Origin of the sequence: Mycobacterium tuberculosis H37Rv, assembly GCF_000195955.2 — a bacterium.
GTDB classification, from domain to species: domain Bacteria; phylum Actinomycetota; class Actinomycetes; order Mycobacteriales; family Mycobacteriaceae; genus Mycobacterium; species Mycobacterium tuberculosis.
Window position 1 is genome coordinate 3945787 of record NC_000962.3, and the last position, 17814, is coordinate 3963600.

The following is a 17814-nucleotide window of genomic DNA, read 5'->3' on the forward strand; positions in this document are numbered from 1 at the left end:
TTCGCCCATGTCGTTCGTGTTGATCGCACCGGAATTCGTGACAGCAGCCGCGGGGGATCTGACGAATCTGGGTTCGTCGATTAGCGCGGCCAACGCGTCGGCAGCCAGTGCGACCACGCAGGTGCTGGCTGCGGGCGCCGATGAGGTGTCTGCCCGTATTGCGGCGCTGTTCGGCGGGTTTGGCCTGGAGTACCAGGCGATTAGTGCGCAGGTGGCGGCCTACCACCAGCGGTTTGTGCAGGCCTTGAGTACCGGCGCGGGCGCATATGCCTCGGCCGAGGCCGCCGCCGCTGAGCAGATCGTGCTGGGCGTGATCAATGCGCCCACCCAGGCGCTGCTGGGGCGCCCGTTGATCGGTGACGGCGCCAATGCGACGACTCCCGGCGGGGCCGGCGGGGCCGGCGGTCTGCTGTTCGGCAACGGCGGGGCCGGGGCAGCCGGGGCGCCCGGCCAGGCCGGCGGGCCTGGCGGGCCCGCCGGATTGTGGGGCAACGGCGGGCCCGGCGGGGCCGGCGGCAGCGGTGGGGGCACCGGCGGTGCCGGCGGCGCCGGTGGGTGGCTGTTCGGGGTTGGCGGCGCCGGCGGTGTCGGTGGGGCCGGTGGCGGCACCGGCGGGGCGGGTGGGCCCGGTGGTTTGATCTGGGGCGGCGGCGGGGCCGGCGGTGTCGGTGGGGCCGGTGGCGGCACCGGCGGGGCCGGCGGCCGCGCCGAGCTGCTGTTCGGCGCCGGCGGTGCGGGTGGGGCGGGCACCGACGGCGGGCCCGGTGCTACCGGCGGGACCGGCGGACACGGCGGAGTCGGCGGCGACGGCGGATGGCTGGCACCCGGCGGGGCCGGCGGGGCCGGCGGGCAAGGCGGGGCAGGTGGTGCCGGCAGCGATGGTGGCGCGTTGGGTGGTACCGGCGGGACGGGCGGTACCGGCGGCGCCGGTGGCGCCGGCGGTCGCGGCGCACTGCTGCTGGGCGCTGGCGGACAGGGCGGCCTCGGCGGCGCCGGCGGACAAGGCGGCACCGGCGGGGCCGGCGGAGATGGCGTTCTGGGGGGTGTCGGTGGCACTGGTGGTAAGGGCGGTGTCGGCGGCGTGGCTGGCCTCGGCGGGGCCGGTGGTGCCGCGGGCCAGCTCTTCAGCGCCAGCGGAGCGGCCGGTAACGCCGGTGTCGGCGGGGCCGGCGGCCAAGGCGGTGACGGCGGAGCCGGCGGGGCCGGCGCCGACGCCGACCAGCCCGGCGCCACCGGCGGCACCGGGTTCGCCGGTGGAGCCGGCGGAGCCGGCGGGGCCGGCGGTAGCAGCGGTGCCGGCGGCACCAACGGCTCCGGCGGCGCCGGCGGACAAGGCGGCGCCGGGGGTGCTGGCGGGGCCGGCGCCGATAACCCCACCGGCATCGGCGGCACCGGCGGTGACGGCGGCACCGGCGGAGCCGCCGGAGCCGGCGGGGCCGGCGGAGCGGCCGGCACCGGAGGCACCGGCGGCATGATCGGCACCACAGGCAACGCCGGTGTCGGCGGGGCCGGCGGCCAAGGCGGTGACGGCGGAGCCGGCGGGGCCGGCGCCGACGCCGACCAGCCCGGCGCCACCGGCGGCACCGGGTTCGCCGGTGGAGCCGGCGGGGCCGGCGGGGCCGGCGGTAGCAGCGGTGCCGGCGGCACCAACGGCTCCGGCGGCGCCGGCGGCACCGGCGGACAAGGCGGCGCCGGGGGTGCTGGCGGGGCCGGCGCCGATAACCCCACCGGCATCGGCGGCACCGGCGGTGACGGCGGCACCGGCGGAGCGGCCGGAGCCGGCGGGGCCGGCGGAGCGGCCGGCACCGGAGGCACCGGCGGCATGATCGGCACCACAGGCAACGCCGGTGTCGGCGGGGCCGGCGGCCAAGGCGGTGACGGCGGAGCCGGCGGGGCCGGCGCCGACGCCGACCAGCCCGGCGCCACCGGCGGCACCGGGTTCGCCGGTGGAGCCGGCGGGGCCGGCAAGGCCGGCGGTAGCAGCAGTGCCGGCGGCACCAACAGCTCCGGCAGCGCCGGCGGCACCGGCAGACAAAGCGGCACCGGGGGTGCTGGCGGGGCCGGCGCCGATAACCCCACCGGCATCGGCGGCACCGGCGGTGACGGCGGCACCGGCGGAGCGGCCGGAGCCGGCGGGGCCGGCGGAGCGGCCGGCACCGGAGGCACCGGCGGCATGATCGGCACCACAGGCAACGCCGGTGTCGGCGGGGCCGGCGGTAGCAGCGGTGCCGGCGGCACCAACGGCTCCGGCGGCGCCGGCGGCACCGACGGACAAGGCGGCGCCGGGGGTGCTGGCGGGGCCGGCGCCGATAACCCCACCGGCATCGGCGGCACCGGCGGTGACGGCGGCACCGGCGGAGCGGCCGGAGCCGGCGGGGCCGGCGGAGCGGCCGGCACCGGAGGCACCGGCGGCATGATCGGCACCACAGGCAACGCCGGTGTCGGCGGGGCCGGCGGCCAAGGCGGTGACGGCGGAGCCGGCGGGGCCGGCGCCGACGCCGACCAGCCCGGCGCCACCGGCGGCACCGGGTTCGCCGGTGGAGCCGGCGGGGCCGGCGGGTCCGGCGGTAGCAGCTGTGCCGGCGGCACCAACGGCTCCGGCGGCGCCGGCGGCACCTGCGGACAAGTCGTCGCCGGGGGTGCTGGCATCAGCTTCAGCAACGGCAGCAACGGCGGCACCGGCGGCACCGGGGGCGTGGGCGGCACCGGGGGCGACGGCGGCAACGCAGGCACCGGCGCCGGCGACCCCGGCAAAGGCGGCACCGGCGGCACCGGCGGCACCGGCGGCAGCGGCGGGGCCGGCGGTAGCGGCGGGGCCAACTTCAACGGCGGCACCGGCGGCACCGGCGGCACCGGCGGCAAAGGCGGCCTAAACACCGACGGACTCAGCAGCGCCACCAGCGGCACCGGCGGCACCGGCGGCACCGGCGGCAAAGGCGGCACCGGCGGGGCCGGCGACGACTCCGCCGGCGGGACCGGCGGCACAGGCGGGGCCGGCGGCAACGCCGGCGCCGGCGGCCTAGCCAACACCGGCGGCACCGCAGGCAACGCGGGCATCGGCGGTGACGGCGGCCAAGGCGGTAACGGCGGCCAAGGAGACAGCGGTTCCGGATTGGGCGGCCAGCCCGGCTTTGCCGGCGGGGCCGGCGGCAAAGGCGGGGCCGGCGGTAGCAGCGGTGCCGGCGGCACCAACGGCTCCGGCGGCGCCGGCGGGGCCGGCGGACAAGGCGGCGCCGGGGGTGCTGGCATCAGCTTCAGCAACGGCAGCAACGGCGGCACCGGCGGCACCGGGGGCGTGGGCGGCACCGGGGGCGACGGCGGCAACGCAGGCACCGGCGCCGGCGACCCCGGCAAAGGCGGCACCGGCGGCACCGGCGGCACCGGCGGCAGCGGCGGGGCCGGCGGTAGCGGCGGGGCCAACTTCAACGGCGGCACCGGCGGCACCGGCGGCACCGGCGGCACCGGCGGCAAAGGCGGCATGGGCGGCATCGCTGGCGACGGCGGGCCCGGCGGTGACGGCGGCAACGCCGGGGTCGGAGGAAAAGGCGGCACCAACGGCAACGGCGGCAGCGGCGGGACCGGCGGCACAGGCGGGGCCGGCGGCAACGCCGGCGCCGGCGGCCTAGCCAACACCGGCGGCACCGCAGGCAACGCGGGCATCGGCGGTGACGGCGGCCAAGGCGGTAACGGCGGCCAAGGAGACAGCGGTTCCGGATTGGGCGGCCAGCCCGGCTTTGCCGGCGGCCCCGGCGGCAAAGGCGGGGCCGGCGGCAACGCCGGCACCGGCGGCACCAACGGCTCCGGCGCCGGCGGGGCCGGCGGACAAGGCGGCGCCGGGGGTGCTGGCATCAGCTTCAGCAACGGCAGCAACGGCGGCACCGGCGGCACCGGGGGCGTGGGCGGCACCGGGGGCGACGGCGGCAACGCAGGCACCGGCGCCGGCGACCCCGGCAAAGGCGGCACCGGCGGCACCGGCGGCACCGGCGGCAGCGGCGGGGCCGGCGGTAGCGGCGGGGCCAACTTCAACGGCGGCACCGGCGGCACCGGCGGCACCGGCGGCACCGGCGGCAAAGGCGGCATGGGCGGCATCGCTGGCGACGGCGGGCCCGGCGGTGACGGCGGCAACGCCGGGGTCGGAGGAAAAGGCGGCACCAACGGCAACGGCGGCAGCGGCGGGACCGGCGGCACAGGCGGGCCCGGCGGCAGCGGCGGCGCGCCCACCGGCAGCGGCACCGGCGGCAAAGGCGGCGCCGGCGGTGACGGCGGCGATGGCGCCGACGGAGGGGCAGCCACCGGCGTCGGCGACGGCGGCGACGGTGGTAACGGTGGTAACGGTGGTAACGGCGGCACGGGCGTCGGCTCGCCCGGCGGCCTCGGCGGGGCAGGAGGCACTGGAGGCCTCGGCGGCGCCGGTGCAGGCGGCGGAGCCGACGGCGATGATGGCGACGACGGCCAACCCGGCAACAACGGCAGCTGAAGCACCACCTGCCACCAGACAACGCCGTCGATGTGGCGCTCCGGCGTGCGCAAGGCAAATCGGTGCGATCCTGACCAGCCAGGTGATTACCTGGTTCGACTCATGCCGAGCGACCGTCCCAGCGCCGCAGTGGATGCATACACGGTAGGTTCGACGGACACCCTGGGCTGGCTGACCGAATGGCCGCCGCAGCTCCCCGACCGAACCGTCAGCGGCAACATGTCACCTGCATCGTCGCCAAGCCCAGGCGATCGCCCGGCCCCGCAAGCGGATGTGTTCTCCTGCCCTCCGTGGGCAGCGCGCCCGACACCCGTAAGCGGATGTCCCCGACGGACTCCGGCCGGCCTAGCCGATGGCTACCCCAGGGAGTGCCGCACGATGGCCGTCGATCAAGTGCGGTCCGGCTTCGGCGAACCCTCCGCAGCTATTTCGCGACGCGCGAGAACACCCGTGCCTTACTTCCATCCACATCGATGTCGGCTCGGCCCCCGAGAGGCACGACAGCCGACCCATGTCGACCTTCCGTGCGGGGTGTCCGGAGCCGGTCGCAGCCGCACCCATCACCCACCGCTCGTCACGTGTCCCGCATGCACGTCATCGGCTGGCCGCGCCTCGGTCTGCTCCTTGGCCCAGCGGTAGTCCGGCTTACCGGCGGGCGAACGCTTCACCTCGTCGACAAACCACAGACTGCGCGGCACTTTGTAGCCCGCGATCTCGGAGCGCACGAACGAGTCCAACTCGGCCAACGACGGCCGACAACCCGGCCGGGCCTGCACCACGGCGGCCACCTGCTGGCCGTAACGCGGATCGGGCACCCCGACCACCAGAGCGTCGAACACGTCGGGATGCCCCTTCAAAGCGGCCTCGACCTCTTCGGGGTAGACCTTCTCGCCGCCGCTGTTGATCGACACCGAGCCACGACCCAGCATGGTGACCGTGCCGTCCTCCTCGACTTGGGCGTAGTCCCCCGGAATGGCGTAGCGCACACCGTTAATCGTCCGGAACGTCTCGGCCGTCTTCTTCTCGTCCTTGTAGTAGCCGACGGGAATGTTGCCCTTCTTGGCGATGACGCCCCGCATCCCCGAGCCGGGCTTGACTTCGTTGCCGTCGTCATCGAGCACGACGGTGCGATGGTCGATCCGCACCCGGGGCCCGCCGCCATGCGCCTGCCCGGCAGCAACGACGCTGGTACCGCCAAAACCCGTCTCCGACGAGCCAATTGAGTCCGTGATCACCCGATTCGGCAGCAGCTCAAGGAGTTTCTCCTTGATGCTCGGCGAGAACAGCGCCGCGGTGCTGGCCAACAGGAACAACGACGACAGGTCGTAGTCGTTGCCCTTGACCAGCGCGTCGACCAGCGGGCGGGCCATCGCATCACCGGTGAAGAACAGCAGGTTCACCTTGTGTTTGTGGATCGTGCGCCACACCTCGTCGGCGTTGAATTCCGGTGCCAGTACCGTGGTTTGGCCCGAGAAGAGCGCCATCCAGGTGGCCGACTGGGTGGCGCCGTGGATCATCGGCGGGATCGGGTAGCGGATCATCGGTGGATTCGCCGCGGCCGCCTTGGCCAGGTCGTATTCGTCTTTGACGAACTCTCCTGTCGCAAAGTCGGTTCCACCGAACAGCACACGATAGATGTCCTCGTGACGCCACATCACACCCTTGGGGAAACCGGTGGTGCCGCCGGTGTAGAGCAGATAGATGGCGTCGGCGCTGCGTTCGCCGAAGTCACGCTCCGGCGAGCCCGCCGCGATCGCGGAATAGAACTCGACGCCGCCGTAGCGCCGATAGTCCTGGTCCGAGCCGTCCTCGACGACCAAGATCGTCCTTACATGGGGCGTGTCGGGGAGAACGTTGGCGACCCGGTCGGCGTAGCGGCGTTCGTGCACCAACGCGACCATGTCGGAGTTGTCGAACAGGTAGCGAAGTTCGCCCTCCACGTAACGGAAGTTGACGTTCACCAAGATGGCGCCCGCCTTCACGATGCCCAGCATCGCGATCACGATCTCGATGCGGTTGCGGCAGTACAGGCCGACCTTGTCGTCCTTTTGCACGCCTTGATCGATCAGGTGGTGCGCGAGGCGGTTGGCCTTATCCTCCAGCTGGGCGTAGGTCAACTGCTCATCGCCGCAGATAACGGCGACACGGTCAGGCACGGCGTCGATGGCGTGCTCGGCGAGATCGGCAATATTCAGGGCCACGGCCACCAAACTAGAACGTGTTACATTTCTTGACAAGCTCACACCCGACGGGCAGAAAGAGGTGGCGGCCGTGGCAACCGTGGAATCCGGACCCGACGCGCTGGTGGAGCGGCGCGGCCACACCCTGATCGTGACCATGAACCGGCCGGCCGCCCGCAACGCGCTGAGCACCGAAATGATGCGAATCATGGTGCAGGCCTGGGATCGCGTCGACAACGATCCCGACATCCGTTGCTGCATCCTCACCGGAGCCGGTGGCTACTTTTGCGCCGGCATGGACCTCAAGGCGGCAACCCAGAAACCGCCGGGCGACTCTTTCAAGGACGGCAGCTACGGCCCGTCGCGCATCGATGCCCTGCTCAAAGGGCGCCGCTTGACCAAACCGCTGATCGCCGCCGTCGAGGGGCCCGCGATCGCCGGCGGCACCGAGATCCTGCAGGGCACCGACATCCGGGTCGCCGGTGAAAGTGCGAAGTTCGGCATCTCCGAGGCCAAGTGGAGCCTGTACCCGATGGGCGGCTCGGCCGTGCGGCTGGTCCGGCAGATCCCCTACACTCTGGCCTGCGACCTGCTGCTGACCGGACGGCACATTACCGCCGCCGAGGCCAAGGAAATGGGCCTGATCGGCCACGTGGTGCCCGACGGCCAGGCGCTGACCAAGGCTCTAGAACTTGCCGACGCCATCTCGGCTAACGGACCCCTGGCCGTGCAGGCCATCCTGCGGTCCATCCGCGAGACCGAGTGCATGCCCGAAAACGAGGCGTTCAAGATCGACACCCAGATCGGCATCAAGGTCTTCCTGTCCGACGACGCCAAGGAAGGCCCGCGCGCGTTCGCCGAGAAGCGCGCACCCAACTTCCAGAACCGCTAGGCGCCGAGCGTGAACTGAGGGCGAGATTTCGGCCGATTTTCCGCCCTCAGTTCACGTTGGACGGCGGTGTCGGTGCACGACGGCACACTGCGATCGTGATCGAACCATTCCTCGGCAGCGAAGCGATTGCCTCCGGCGCGTTGACGCGGCACCGGCTGCGAAGCGCATACGCCACGATCCACCCCGACGTCTATGTCTCCCCCGGCGCCGACCTGACCGCATGGAGTCGCGCTCAGGCCGCCTGGCTATGGTCGCGGCGGCGCGGCGTCATCGCCGGGCAGTCGGCGGCGGCGATGCACGGCGCCAAATGGGTCGACGCGCGACAGGCGGCCGAGCTGCTCTACGACCACCGTCGCCCGCCGGCCGGCATCCACACCTGGTCGGACCGTGTCGCCGACGACGAGATCCAGCCAATCTCCGGCATGAATACGACCACACCGGCGCGCACCGCCCTCGACCTCGCCCGCCGCTATCCGGTCGGCAAGGCCGTCGCGGCCATCGATGCGCTCGCCCGCGCGACGGACCTCAAGCTGGCCGATGTCGAGATGCTCGCCGAACGCTACCGGGGAAGCCGCGGCATCCGAAATGCTCGTATCGCATTGGATCTGGTGGATCCAGGTGCCGAGTCACCTCGCGAGACGTGGCTGCGTCTGCTACTCATCCGAGCGGGCTTTCCAAGACCACAGACCCAGATCCCGGTTTACGACGAGTACGGCCAGCTGGTCGCGGTTATCGATATGGGTTGGGCAGGAATCAAGGTCGGCGTGGATTACGAGGGCGACCATCACCGGACCGACCGCAGAACGTTCAACAAGGACATCAAGCGTGCCGAAGCGTTGACCGAGCTTGGGTGGACCGACGTACGCGTGACGGTCGAGGACACCGAGGGTGGCATCATCTGGCGGGTGTCAGCGGCCTGGCAGCGCCGAACGTGAACTCACGGCGGAGATTCGGCCGATATTCCGCCCTCAGTTCACGTTCGGCGTGGCTCAGCCCAGCGGCGGGCTCGGCGTGAACACCACCGGCATGGATTCCAGGCCGCTGACAAAGTTCGCCGGCCGCAGCGGCAACACGGAGTCATCGGCGACCAACCGCAGGTCGGGTAGCCGCCGCAACACCCGTTCCGTCATCAACGACAGCTCCAACCGGGCCAGCTGATTGCCCAGGCAGAAATGCGTGCCGAAGCCAAACGCCAAGTGGCTGTTTGGATTTCGCTGAACATCAAACTTTTCCGGTTCACAGAAAACCGCCTCGTCGAAGTTCGCCGACTCGAAGAGCAGCATCATCTTCTCGCCGGCACACAACGCCGTGCCGTGAAACTCGGTATCCGCGGTCAACACCCGGCACATGTTCTTTACCGGGGCGGTCCAACGTAGCATCTCCTCGATGGCCCCGGGCAGCAACGACGGGTCGCGCTGCAGCAGGTCCCACTGGTCACGGTTGCGCAGCAGCTGCTCGGTACCACCGCTCAAGGTATGCCGCGTGGTCTCGTCGCCGCCGATCAGGATCAGCAGCGTCTCCATGACCAGCTCGTCGTCGCTTAGCCGCTCGCCGTCAACTTCGGAACTCACCAGCACGCTGACCAGGTCGTCGGTGGGGTCCGCTCGCCGTGCCGCAATGGTGGCCCGGGTGAAGTCGTTGTAGGCCGCGAAGGCGTCCATGGTGATCTGGAAATCCTCTTGAGACACATGCGAACTGAGGAATGTCACCAGATCGTCGGACCACCGCAAGAACATGTCCCGCTGCTCTGGACGCACCCCGAGCATGTCGCCGATCACCGCCATCGGTAGCGGCGCGGCCAGGTCCCGCACGAAGTCACACTCGCCGCGTTCGCACACGGCGTCGATCAGGGTGTCACACAGCGCGGCAATCGACGCCTCCTTGTCCTTCACCCGCTTGCGGGTGAAGCCGGCGTTAACCAGCTTGCGCCGCAACAGATGTGCGGGATCGTCCATGTCGATCATCATCGGCAGGGCGGGCTGGTCGGGGCGGATGCCGCCGGCGTTGGAGAACAGCTCGGGTTGACGTTCGGCGTCGATCACCGCCTGGTACGTCGACGCGGCCGCCAGGCCGTTGCGATCGCGGAACACCGGTTGGTTGGCCCGCATCCACCGGTACGCGGCCCGCGCCTCGCGGCTGGCGTAGAAGTTGCCGTCGGCCAGATCCACGTCCGGAGCTTCAGTCATCGCGATCCTCCGCACTACAGTGGGCGATATGCCCGTCTCGCAACACACCATCGCCGGCACGGTGCTCACCATGCCGGTGCGCATTCGCACCGCCAACCTGCATTCCGCGATGTTCTCGGTGCCCGCCGACCCAGCGCAGCGCCTCATCGACTACAGCGGGCTGCGGGTGTGCGAATACCTGCCCGGTAAGGCAATCGTGATGCAGATGCTGGTGCGCTACGTCGACGGGGATTTGGGGCGATACCACGAGTACGGCACCGCGATCATGGTGAACCCGCCCGGCACCCAACGCCGCGGGCCCAGAGCCCTCACCCGAGCCGCCGCGTTCATCCATCATCTGCCGGTAGATCAGGTGTTCACGCTTGAGGCCGGGCGCACCATCTGGGGCTTCCCGAAGATCATGGCGGACTTCAACGTCACCGACGGCCGGAGGTTCGGCTTCGACGTCAGCGCCGACGGACGGTTGATCGCCGGGATCGAGTTCAGCACCGGCCTGCCGGTGCCGACCCTCGGGTGGCAAATGTTGAAGACCTACTCCCACCATGACGGCGTAACTCGCGAGATTCCCTGGGAAATGAAAGTCTCGGGCCTGCGCGCCCGGCTCGGCGGCGCCCGACTGCGGTTGGGAGACCATCCCTACGCCAAAGAACTGGCATCGCTGGGCCTGCCGAAGCGGGCTCTGTTGTCCCAGTCGGCGGCCAACGTAGAAATGACCTTCGGCGACGGTCACCCGATCTGAACCGCAAGAAAGCGAAGCCATCAGCCCAATCTAGAACGCGTTCTAGCCCGCTGGCAAGGATCGATCAGACCAGGGCGGCAAGGTCGCGGACCTGCTCTGCGCTGCCGGCGGTCACCACCATCATGGTGACCCCGGCGGCCTCCCAGACGGCCATCTGCTTACGCACGTGGTCGATGTCACCGACGATCACGGCGTCGTCGACGAGCTCGTCCGGGATGATCTCGGCGGCCTCGTCCTTGCGGCCAGACCGAAATAACTTGGTGACCTCATCGACCACTTGCGTGTACCCCATCCGGCGATAGACGTCGGCGTGGAAGTTGGTCTCTTCGGCGCCCATCCCGCCCATGTAGAGCGCCAGGAACGGCTTGATTCCGGCAAACGCGGCCGCCCGATCGTCGGTGATGACCACCTGCGCCGTCGCGCAGATCTCGAAGTCCTCGCGGCTACGCCGGGCGCCGGGCCGGGCGAATCCTTCGTCGAGCCATTCGTTGTACATGCCGGCCATGCGTGGCGAATAGAAGATGGGCAGCCAGCCATCGCAGATCTCGGCGGCCAGCGCGACGTTCTTGGGCCCCTCGGCCCCCAGCATGATTGGTATGTCGGCGCGCAGCGGATGGGTGATGGGTTTGAGCGCTTTGCCCAGACCTGTCGTGCCCTCCCCCGTCAGTGGCAGCCGGTAGTGCGGCCCGGCGCTGGTCACCGGCGATTCTCGGGCCCACACCTGGCGCACGATGTCGATGTATTCGCGGGTGCGAGCCAGCGGCTTGGGAAACCGCTGCCCGTACCAACCCTCGACCACCTGCGGACCGGACACGCCGAGCCCGAGAATGTGCCGGCCACCGGACAGATGGTCCAGTGTCAGCGCGGCCATCGCACAGGCCGTTGGTGTGCGCGCGGACAGCTGGATCACCGACGTACCCAGCCGCACCCGTTGCGTCGACGAGCCCCACCAGGCCAGCGGCGTGTAGGCGTCGGACCCCCACGCCTCGGCGGTGAACACCGTGTCAAAACCCGCATCCTCGGCCGCGGCGACGAGTTCCGCATGGTTCTGCGGCGGCTGCGCGCCCCAATACCCCAGCTGTAGTCCGAGCTTCATCCCTGCCTCCACGACGCCCTTCAGGAGGGCAATGTTGAAACCGTTGTTAGAACCTGTTCTACTCGACAGGCGTGACAGCCAGCTCGAGCGGCCCGGCGCTGATCGATCACTCTGAGCCGCCCCTTTCCGCGCCCCTCACGTTGTCCTTCGACTACACCCGTTCGGTGGGGCCCACGTTAAGCAGGTTTTTCACCGCCTTGCGTGCACGCCGCATTGTCGGGGTGCGCGGATCCGACGGCCGAGTCCATGTGCCGCCGGTGGAATATGACCCGGTTACCTACGAACCCCTGAGCGAAATGGTACCGGTGTCCAGCGTCGGCACCGTCGCGTCCTGGACCTGGCAACCCGAGCCGCTAGCCGGCCAGCCCCTGGACCGGCCGTTCGCCTGGGCGCTGATCAAGCTCGACGGCGCCGACACCTTGCTGATGCACGCCGTTGATGTGGGAACCGCCGGCCCTTCCGCCATCCACACCGGCGCCCGGGTGCACGCGCATTGGGCCGACCAACCGGTGGGCGCCATCACCGATATCGCCTGCTTTGCGCTCGGCGAGACCGCAGAACCGGTGGCGGCTCACAAGACCGAGGATGCGCGGGACCCGGTCACCATGATCGTCACGCCGATCCAGCTGGAAATTCAGCACACCGCCTCGCACGAGGAGAGTGCGTATCTGCGCGCCATCGCCCAGGGCAAGCTCGTGGGCGCCAGAACCGGAAAGACCGGCAAGGTATACTTCCCGCCGCATGGCGCCGACCCGGCCACCGGGAAACCCACCTCCGAGTTTGTCGAGCTGCCCGACAAGGGCACGGTGACGACGTTCGCGATCGTCAACATCCCGTTCCTGGGCCAGCGAATCAAGCCGCCCTATGTGGCGGCCTACGTGTTGCTCGACGGCGCCGACATCCCGTTTTTGCATTTGGTTTCCGACGTCGACGCGCACCAGGTGCGGATGGGCATGCGCGTCGAGGCGGTGTGGAAGCCGCGGGAGCGGTGGGGACTGGGCATCGACAACATCGAGTACTTCCGCCCCACCGGCGAACCGGATGCCAACTACGACACCTACAAGCACCACCTGTAAAGGGCCCACCAACCAATGAGCGTTCGCGATATTGCCGTTGTCGGCTTCGCCCACGCCCCGCACGTGCGCCGCACCGACGGCACTACCAACGGCGTCGAGATGCTGATGCCGTGCTTCGCCCAGCTATACGACGAGCTGGGCATCACCAAGGCCGACATCGGATTCTGGTGTTCGGGTTCGTCGGATTACCTGGCTGGACGAGCATTTTCGTTCATCTCCGCGATCGACTCCATCGGAGCCGTACCGCCGATCAACGAATCGCACGTCGAGATGGACGCCGCCTGGGCACTGTATGAGGCCTACATCAAACTGCTGACCGGCGAGGTCGACACCGCGCTGGTGTACGGCTTCGGGAAGTCCTCGGCCGGAACGCTGCGCCGTGTGCTGTCCCGCCAGACCGACCCGTACACCGTCGCGCCGCTGTGGCCGGATTCGGTATCGATGGCGGGACTACAGGCGCGGTTGGGGCTGGACTCCGGCAAGTGGACCCACGAGCAGATGGCGCGAGTGGCGTTCGATTCCTTCACCAACGCTCGCCGGGTGGATTCCGTGGAGCCGCCGATCACCGTCGGGGAACTGCTGGCACGGCCGTTTTTTGCCGATCCGCTGCGGCGCCACGACATTGCGCCGATTACCGACGGTGCCGCCGCGGTCGTGCTCGCGGCCGACAACCGCGCCCGAGAACTGCGCGAAAATCCGGCGTGGATCACCGGAATCGAACATCGCATCGAGTCTCCGGCGCTGGGGGCGCGCGACATCACCGAGTCTCCGTCGACCAAACTGGCGGCCAAGATAGCCACCGGCGGACACACCGGCGACATCGACGTGGCGGAGATCCATGGGCCCTTTACCCACCAGCACCTGATCGTCGCGGAGGCCATCAGGATTCCGGGTAAGACGAAAGTGAATCCGTCCGGCGGCCCGTTGGCCGCCAACCCCATGTTCGCCGCCGGCCTTGAGCGTATCGGCTTTGCCGCACAACATACCTGGGACGGATCGGCGCGGCGCGTGCTGGCGCACGCCACCAGCGGACCGGCGCTGCAGCAAAACCTGGTCGCGGTCATGGAAGGACGGGGATAGTGGAGGGGCAGCGCTGATGGCCGGAAAGCTGGCCGCCGTACTCGGCACCGGGCAGACCAAGTATGTCGCCAAGCGCCAAGACGTTTCGATGAACGGTCTGGTGCGGGAGGCCATCGACCGAGCGCTGGCGGATTCCGGTTCCACCTTCGACGACATCGACGCCGTCGTGGTCGGCAAGGCGCCCGACTTCTTCGAAGGGGTGATGATGCCGGAGCTATTCATGGCCGACGCCATGGGCGCGACCGGCAAGCCGCTGATCCGGGTACACACCGCCGGTTCGGTTGGCGGATCCACCGGGGTAGTGGCTGCCAGCCTGGTGCAATCCGGCAAATACCGCCGGGTCCTGGCATTAGCCTGGGAAAAGCAGTCGGAATCCAATGCCATGTGGGCGTTGTCGATTCCTGTGCCGTTCACCAAACCGGTCGGTGCCGGTGCGGGGGGATACTTCGCCCCGCATGTCCGGGCCTATATCCGCCGCTCGGGCGCACCGGCACACATCGGTGCTATGGTTGCGGTCAAGGACCGGCTCAACGGCAGCCGCAACCCGTTGGCACATCTGCAGCAGCCCGACATCACCCTGGAGAAGGTGATGGCATCTCAGATGCTCTGGGATCCAATACGTTTCGATGAGACGTGCCCGTCGTCAGACGGTGCGTGCGCGGTTGTCGTCGGCGACGAGGAGATCGCCGACGCGCGACTGGCGCAAGGGCATCCGGTGGCCTGGATTCATGGCACCGCATTACGCACCGAGCCGCTGGCTTTCGCCGGGCGCGACCAGGTCAACCCGCAGGCCGGCCGCGACGCGGCGGCGGCGCTGTGGAAGGCCGCGGGCATCACCAGCCCCATCGACGAAATCGACGCCGCCGAAATTTACGTCCCGTTCTCCTGGTTCGAGCCGATGTGGTTGGAGAATCTGGGATTTGCCCGCGAGGGCGAGGGCTGGAAGCTCACCGAGGCCGGCGAGACTGCGATCGGCGGTCGACTACCGGTGAACCCTTCCGGCGGCGTGCTGTCCGCCAATCCGATCGGCGCATCGGGCCTGATCCGCTTCGCCGAGGCCGCGATCCAAGTCATGGGCAAGGCGGAGGCGCGTCAAGTTCCGGGTGCGCGAAAGGCCTTGGGGCACGCTTACGGTGGCGGCTCGCAGTACTTCTCTATGTGGGTGGTCGGCTGCGAGAAACCCAAACAGGCAGCCGCATAATCGCCCGGCGCGATCCGGGCGACGCCGCAGACCATCCGAGCATGGTGAAGTTCACACCCGATAGCCAGACGTCAGTTCTGCGCGCGGGCAAGTGCTCAGGTACTCTTTCTCCGTCGCGGTCGCGATTGCAAAGGGGGAGCTGGCCGGTGGATTCCGAACGCCGACGCTACGGGTGGCCGCGGAATCGACGCACCTTAGCCATTACTGGAGCTGCAGTCGTTGTCGTGGTGACCCTCGCAGCCATTGGTTACCTGATCTTTGAGCCAAAAATTTCTGGGTCGTCCACGTCCAGGCAGGCCGCATCGCCAACCACTCCTTCCCCGCCCAGCCAGGTCGTGGTGCCGATCGACCTTTGGAATCCCGACGGGGTGACGGTGGACCTGGCGGACGCCGTTTACGTGGCCGACTCCGGTCACAAGCGACTGCTGAAACTGCCGGCCGGCTCCAACACCCCGACCACGTTGCCATTCACCGACACCATCGGTCCAGGCGGCGTGGCGGTAAACAGCAACCGCGACGTCTATGTCATCGATGAAGACAGCCACCATGTGTTGAAACTCGCGGCCGGCATCGAACCCCCGGTCGAGCTCCCGTTCGGCAGCCTTGGCGATGCGCATGGTTTGGCAGTGGACCGCAGCGACAGCGTCTATGTCGTCGACTATGACAATGCCAAAGTGTTGAAACTGCCCCCAGGCGCAGATACCCCTACCGAACTGCCGTTCGTCGGGCTCGACCACCCCTATGATGTGGCGGTGGACGGTGCTGGCACCGTCTACGTGACCGACAGCGGCCACAATCGCGTGGTGGCGTTGACCGCGGGGTCGGCCACGCCGGTGCACCTCCCATTCGCCGATCTCAGCTTTCCCGCCGGTGTGACGGTGGACCGCGACGATAGCGTCTATGTGGCCGATCTGAACAACAATCGGGTGCTGAAGCTGGCGGCCGGCTCGAATGCGCAGTCGCAGCTGCCGTTCACCGGACTCTTCTCCCCAACTGATGTGGCGGTGGACAACGACGGCGCCGTCTACGTGATCGACTTTTACAACCGGATGTTAAAACTGCCGACGGCTTAACCCGCAGCGACGCCTACATGGGTTCCAGTCCGGCCAGATGCCGTGCAGCCAGGTCACGATAGGCCTGCGGATTGACGTTAACCCACATTTCCGCGCCCGTTCCTTCAATCGGTCCCTTCACCTTGGCCGGCGCTCCCGTTACCAGCATTCCGGCCGGAATCTGAGTGCCGGCCACCACCAGCGCTCCCGCGGCGATCATGCAGCGCGCGCCGATTACCGCTCCGTCGAGGACCGTCGCGTGGTTGGCGATCAGAGCCTCAGACCCGACGTGGACGCCGTGGATCACACACAGGTGCGCCACTGTCGCCCCCGGGCCGATGTCTACCGGGATGCCGGGCGGTGCGTGTAATACCGCCCCGTCCTGCACATTGGCCCCCTCGCGCACGACGACGGGCGCATAGTCGCCGCGCAGCACGGCATTGAACCAGACCGACGCCCCAGCCTCGATGGTGACGTCGCCGATCAGGGTGGCTGTCGGGGCCACAAACGCGGTGGGATCGATCCGGGGCGATCGGCCCTCGAAAGAAAACAGCGGCATCGTTTAGATATACGCCCGTCGTACATATGCCGTGGCCAGACTCGCTGTCGTTGCGCTCACCGGAGAGAAAACTGTAACGTGTTCTAGTTAGCGATACCGATCGGGAGGTGACAGGTGAGTACCGACACGAGTGGGGTCGGTGTTCGGGAGATCGATGCCGGCGCCTTGCCGACCAGGTATGCGCGTGGCTGGCATTGCCTGGGCGTCGCGAAGGACTATTTGGAAGGGAAGCCACACGGGGTAGAGGCGTTCGGCACCAAGCTGGTTGTGTTCGCTGATTCCCACGGGGACCTGAAAGTCCTCGACGGCTACTGCCGGCACATGGGCGGCGACCTGTCCGAGGGCACCGTCAAAGGCGACGAGGTCGCTTGCCCGTTCCACGACTGGCGCTGGGGTGGCGACGGCCGCTGCAAATTGGTGCCGTATGCCAGGCGCACACCCAGAATGGCGCGCACTCGGTCGTGGACGACCGATGTGCGCAGCGGGCTGCTGTTTGTCTGGCACGACCATGAGGGCAATCCACCCGACCCCGCGGTCCGGATCCCCGAGATTCCCGAGGCGGCCAGCGACGAGTGGACCGACTGGCGGTGGAACCGCATCCTCATCGAAGGGTCCAACTGCCGCGACATCATCGACAACGTCACCGATATGGCGCACTTCTTCTACATCCACTTCGGTTTGCCGACGTACTTCAAGAACGTCTTCGAGGGCCACATCGCCTCGCAGTATCTGCACAACGTGGGCCGGCCCGATGTCGACGATCTGGGGACGTCTTACGGTGAGGCGCATCTGGATTCGGAGGCGTCTTACTTCGGGCCGTCGTTCATGATCAACTGGCTGCACAACCGCTACGGCAACTACAAGTCCGAGTCGATCCTGATCAACTGCCACTACCCGGTGACCCAGAACTCGTTCGTCCTGCAATGGGGCGTCATCGTCGAAAAGCCCAAGGGTATGAGCGAAGAGATGACCGACAAGTTGTCGCGGGTGTTCACCGAGGGCGTCAGCAAGGGCTTCTTGCAGGATGTCGAGATCTGGAAGCACAAGACCCGCATCGACAACCCGCTGCTGGTTGAAGAGGACGGCGCCGTGTATCAGCTGCGCCGCTGGTATGAACAGTTTTATGTCGACGTAGCCGACATAAAACCAGAGATGGTGGAGCGCTTCGAGATCGAGGTCGACACCAAGCGCGCCAACGAGTTCTGGAATGCCGAGGTAGAGAAGAACTTGAAATCGAGAGAAGTTTCCGACGACGTGCCCGCCGAGCAACACTGAC

Annotated in this window: 13 protein-coding genes and 1 other annotated feature; of the genes, 9 read left to right on the forward strand and 4 right to left on the reverse strand. The window is 68.8% G+C overall.

From position 1 onward, the window contains the following. Positions 1–7 precede the first annotated feature (7 nt). Entirely contained in the window at positions 8–4477 is a 4470-nt protein-coding gene (PE_PGRS57, locus tag Rv3514) for a PE-PGRS family protein PE_PGRS57 (RefSeq protein YP_177982.1), read from the forward strand. A gap of 560 nt (positions 4478–5037) precedes the next feature. Here the strand turns inward: PE_PGRS57 and fadD19 are convergent. Continuing rightward, entirely contained in the window at positions 5038–6684 is a 1647-nt protein-coding gene (fadD19, locus tag Rv3515c) for an acyl-CoA synthetase (protein ID YP_177983.1), read from the reverse strand. Further along, positions 5044–5543, reverse strand: a repeat region (500 bp perfect direct repeat 1; second copy at 3945098..3945597.). (Overlaps the previous gene by 500 nt.) A 73-nt stretch (positions 6685–6757) precedes the next feature. Between fadD19 and echA19 the strand changes: the two genes are divergently transcribed. Both echA19 and Rv3517 read left to right on the forward strand, forming a co-directional pair. Continuing rightward, positions 6758–7549 carry an enoyl-CoA hydratase EchA19 gene (echA19, locus tag Rv3516; protein NP_218033.1) on the forward strand — a complete coding sequence of 264 codons (792 nt, stop codon included), beginning with the start codon at positions 6758–6760 and terminating at the stop codon, positions 7547–7549. Positions 7550–7644: 95 nt separating this feature from the next. After that, positions 7645–8484, forward strand: a complete 840-nt coding sequence (locus tag Rv3517; protein ID NP_218034.1) for a hypothetical protein — start codon at positions 7645–7647, stop codon at positions 8482–8484. Between the two features lie 54 nt (positions 8485–8538). On the opposite strand, the gene cyp142 is transcribed toward Rv3517, so the two are convergent. After that, positions 8539–9735: a cytochrome P450 monooxygenase Cyp142 gene (gene cyp142 / locus Rv3518c; RefSeq protein NP_218035.1), complete on the reverse strand. Its 1197-nt coding sequence runs from the start codon at positions 9733–9735 to the stop codon at positions 8539–8541. Between the two features lie 28 nt (positions 9736–9763). Here cyp142 and Rv3519 point away from each other — a divergent pair, with 28 nt between their 5' ends. Continuing rightward, on the forward strand, positions 9764–10474 hold the full coding sequence (locus Rv3519; RefSeq protein ID NP_218036.1) for a hypothetical protein: 711 nt from the start codon (positions 9764–9766) through the stop codon (positions 10472–10474). Positions 10475–10538: 64 nt separating this feature from the next. On the opposite strand, the gene Rv3520c is transcribed toward Rv3519, so the two are convergent. After that, positions 10539–11582: a coenzyme F420-dependent oxidoreductase gene (locus Rv3520c; RefSeq protein NP_218037.1), complete on the reverse strand. Its 1044-nt coding sequence runs from the start codon at positions 11580–11582 to the stop codon at positions 10539–10541. A gap of 152 nt (positions 11583–11734) precedes the next feature. Here Rv3520c and Rv3521 point away from each other — a divergent pair, with 152 nt between their 5' ends. From Rv3521 to Rv3524, 4 genes are read left to right on the forward strand one after another with little or no spacing between them, the layout of a single operon-like run. Continuing rightward, on the forward strand, positions 11735–12646 hold the full coding sequence (locus Rv3521) for a hypothetical protein (protein NP_218038.1): 912 nt from the start codon (positions 11735–11737) through the stop codon (positions 12644–12646). A 15-nt stretch (positions 12647–12661) separates the two neighbouring features. Next, positions 12662–13726, forward strand: coding sequence for a lipid transfer protein (gene ltp4 / locus Rv3522; RefSeq protein ID NP_218039.1), 1065 nt, complete (start codon positions 12662–12664; stop codon positions 13724–13726). A gap of 16 nt (positions 13727–13742) precedes the next feature. Further along, positions 13743–14927 (forward strand): lipid carrier protein, encoded by a 1185-nt coding sequence (gene ltp3, locus Rv3523; RefSeq protein ID NP_218040.1) that lies wholly within the window; start codon positions 13743–13745, stop codon positions 14925–14927. Positions 14928–14968: 41 nt separating this feature from the next. Further along, positions 14969–16000 carry a membrane protein gene (locus Rv3524; protein NP_218041.1) on the forward strand — a complete coding sequence of 344 codons (1032 nt, stop codon included), beginning with the start codon at positions 14969–14971 and terminating at the stop codon, positions 15998–16000. Positions 16001–16013: 13 nt separating this feature from the next. Here Rv3524 and Rv3525c read toward each other — a convergent pair whose 3' ends face one another. Next, on the reverse strand, positions 16014–16538 hold the full coding sequence (locus tag Rv3525c; protein NP_218042.1) for a siderophore-binding protein: 525 nt from the start codon (positions 16536–16538) through the stop codon (positions 16014–16016). Positions 16539–16652: 114 nt separating this feature from the next. On the opposite strand from Rv3525c, the gene kshA reads away from it, so the two are divergent. Beyond that, positions 16653–17813 (forward strand): 3-ketosteroid-9-alpha-monooxygenase oxygenase subunit, encoded by a 1161-nt coding sequence (kshA, locus tag Rv3526; protein ID NP_218043.1) that lies wholly within the window; start codon positions 16653–16655, stop codon positions 17811–17813. Position 17814: the final 1 nt, after the last annotated feature.

Coding starts and splice junctions, on each gene's coding strand:
- PE_PGRS57 (YP_177982.1), top strand. CDS start 8: ATGTCGTTCGTGTTGATCGCACCGGAATTCGTGACAGCAGCCGCGGGG.
- cyp142 (NP_218035.1), bottom strand. CDS start 9,735: ATGACTGAAGCTCCGGACGTGGATCTGGCCGACGGCAACTTCTACGCC.
- Rv3519 (NP_218036.1), top strand. CDS start 9,764: ATGCCCGTCTCGCAACACACCATCGCCGGCACGGTGCTCACCATGCCG.
- ltp4 (NP_218039.1), top strand. CDS start 12,662: ATGAGCGTTCGCGATATTGCCGTTGTCGGCTTCGCCCACGCCCCGCAC.
- ltp3 (NP_218040.1), top strand. CDS start 13,743: ATGGCCGGAAAGCTGGCCGCCGTACTCGGCACCGGGCAGACCAAGTAT.
- Rv3524 (NP_218041.1), top strand. CDS start 14,969: ATGGTGAAGTTCACACCCGATAGCCAGACGTCAGTTCTGCGCGCGGGC.
- Rv3525c (NP_218042.1), bottom strand. CDS start 16,538: ATGCCGCTGTTTTCTTTCGAGGGCCGATCGCCCCGGATCGATCCCACC.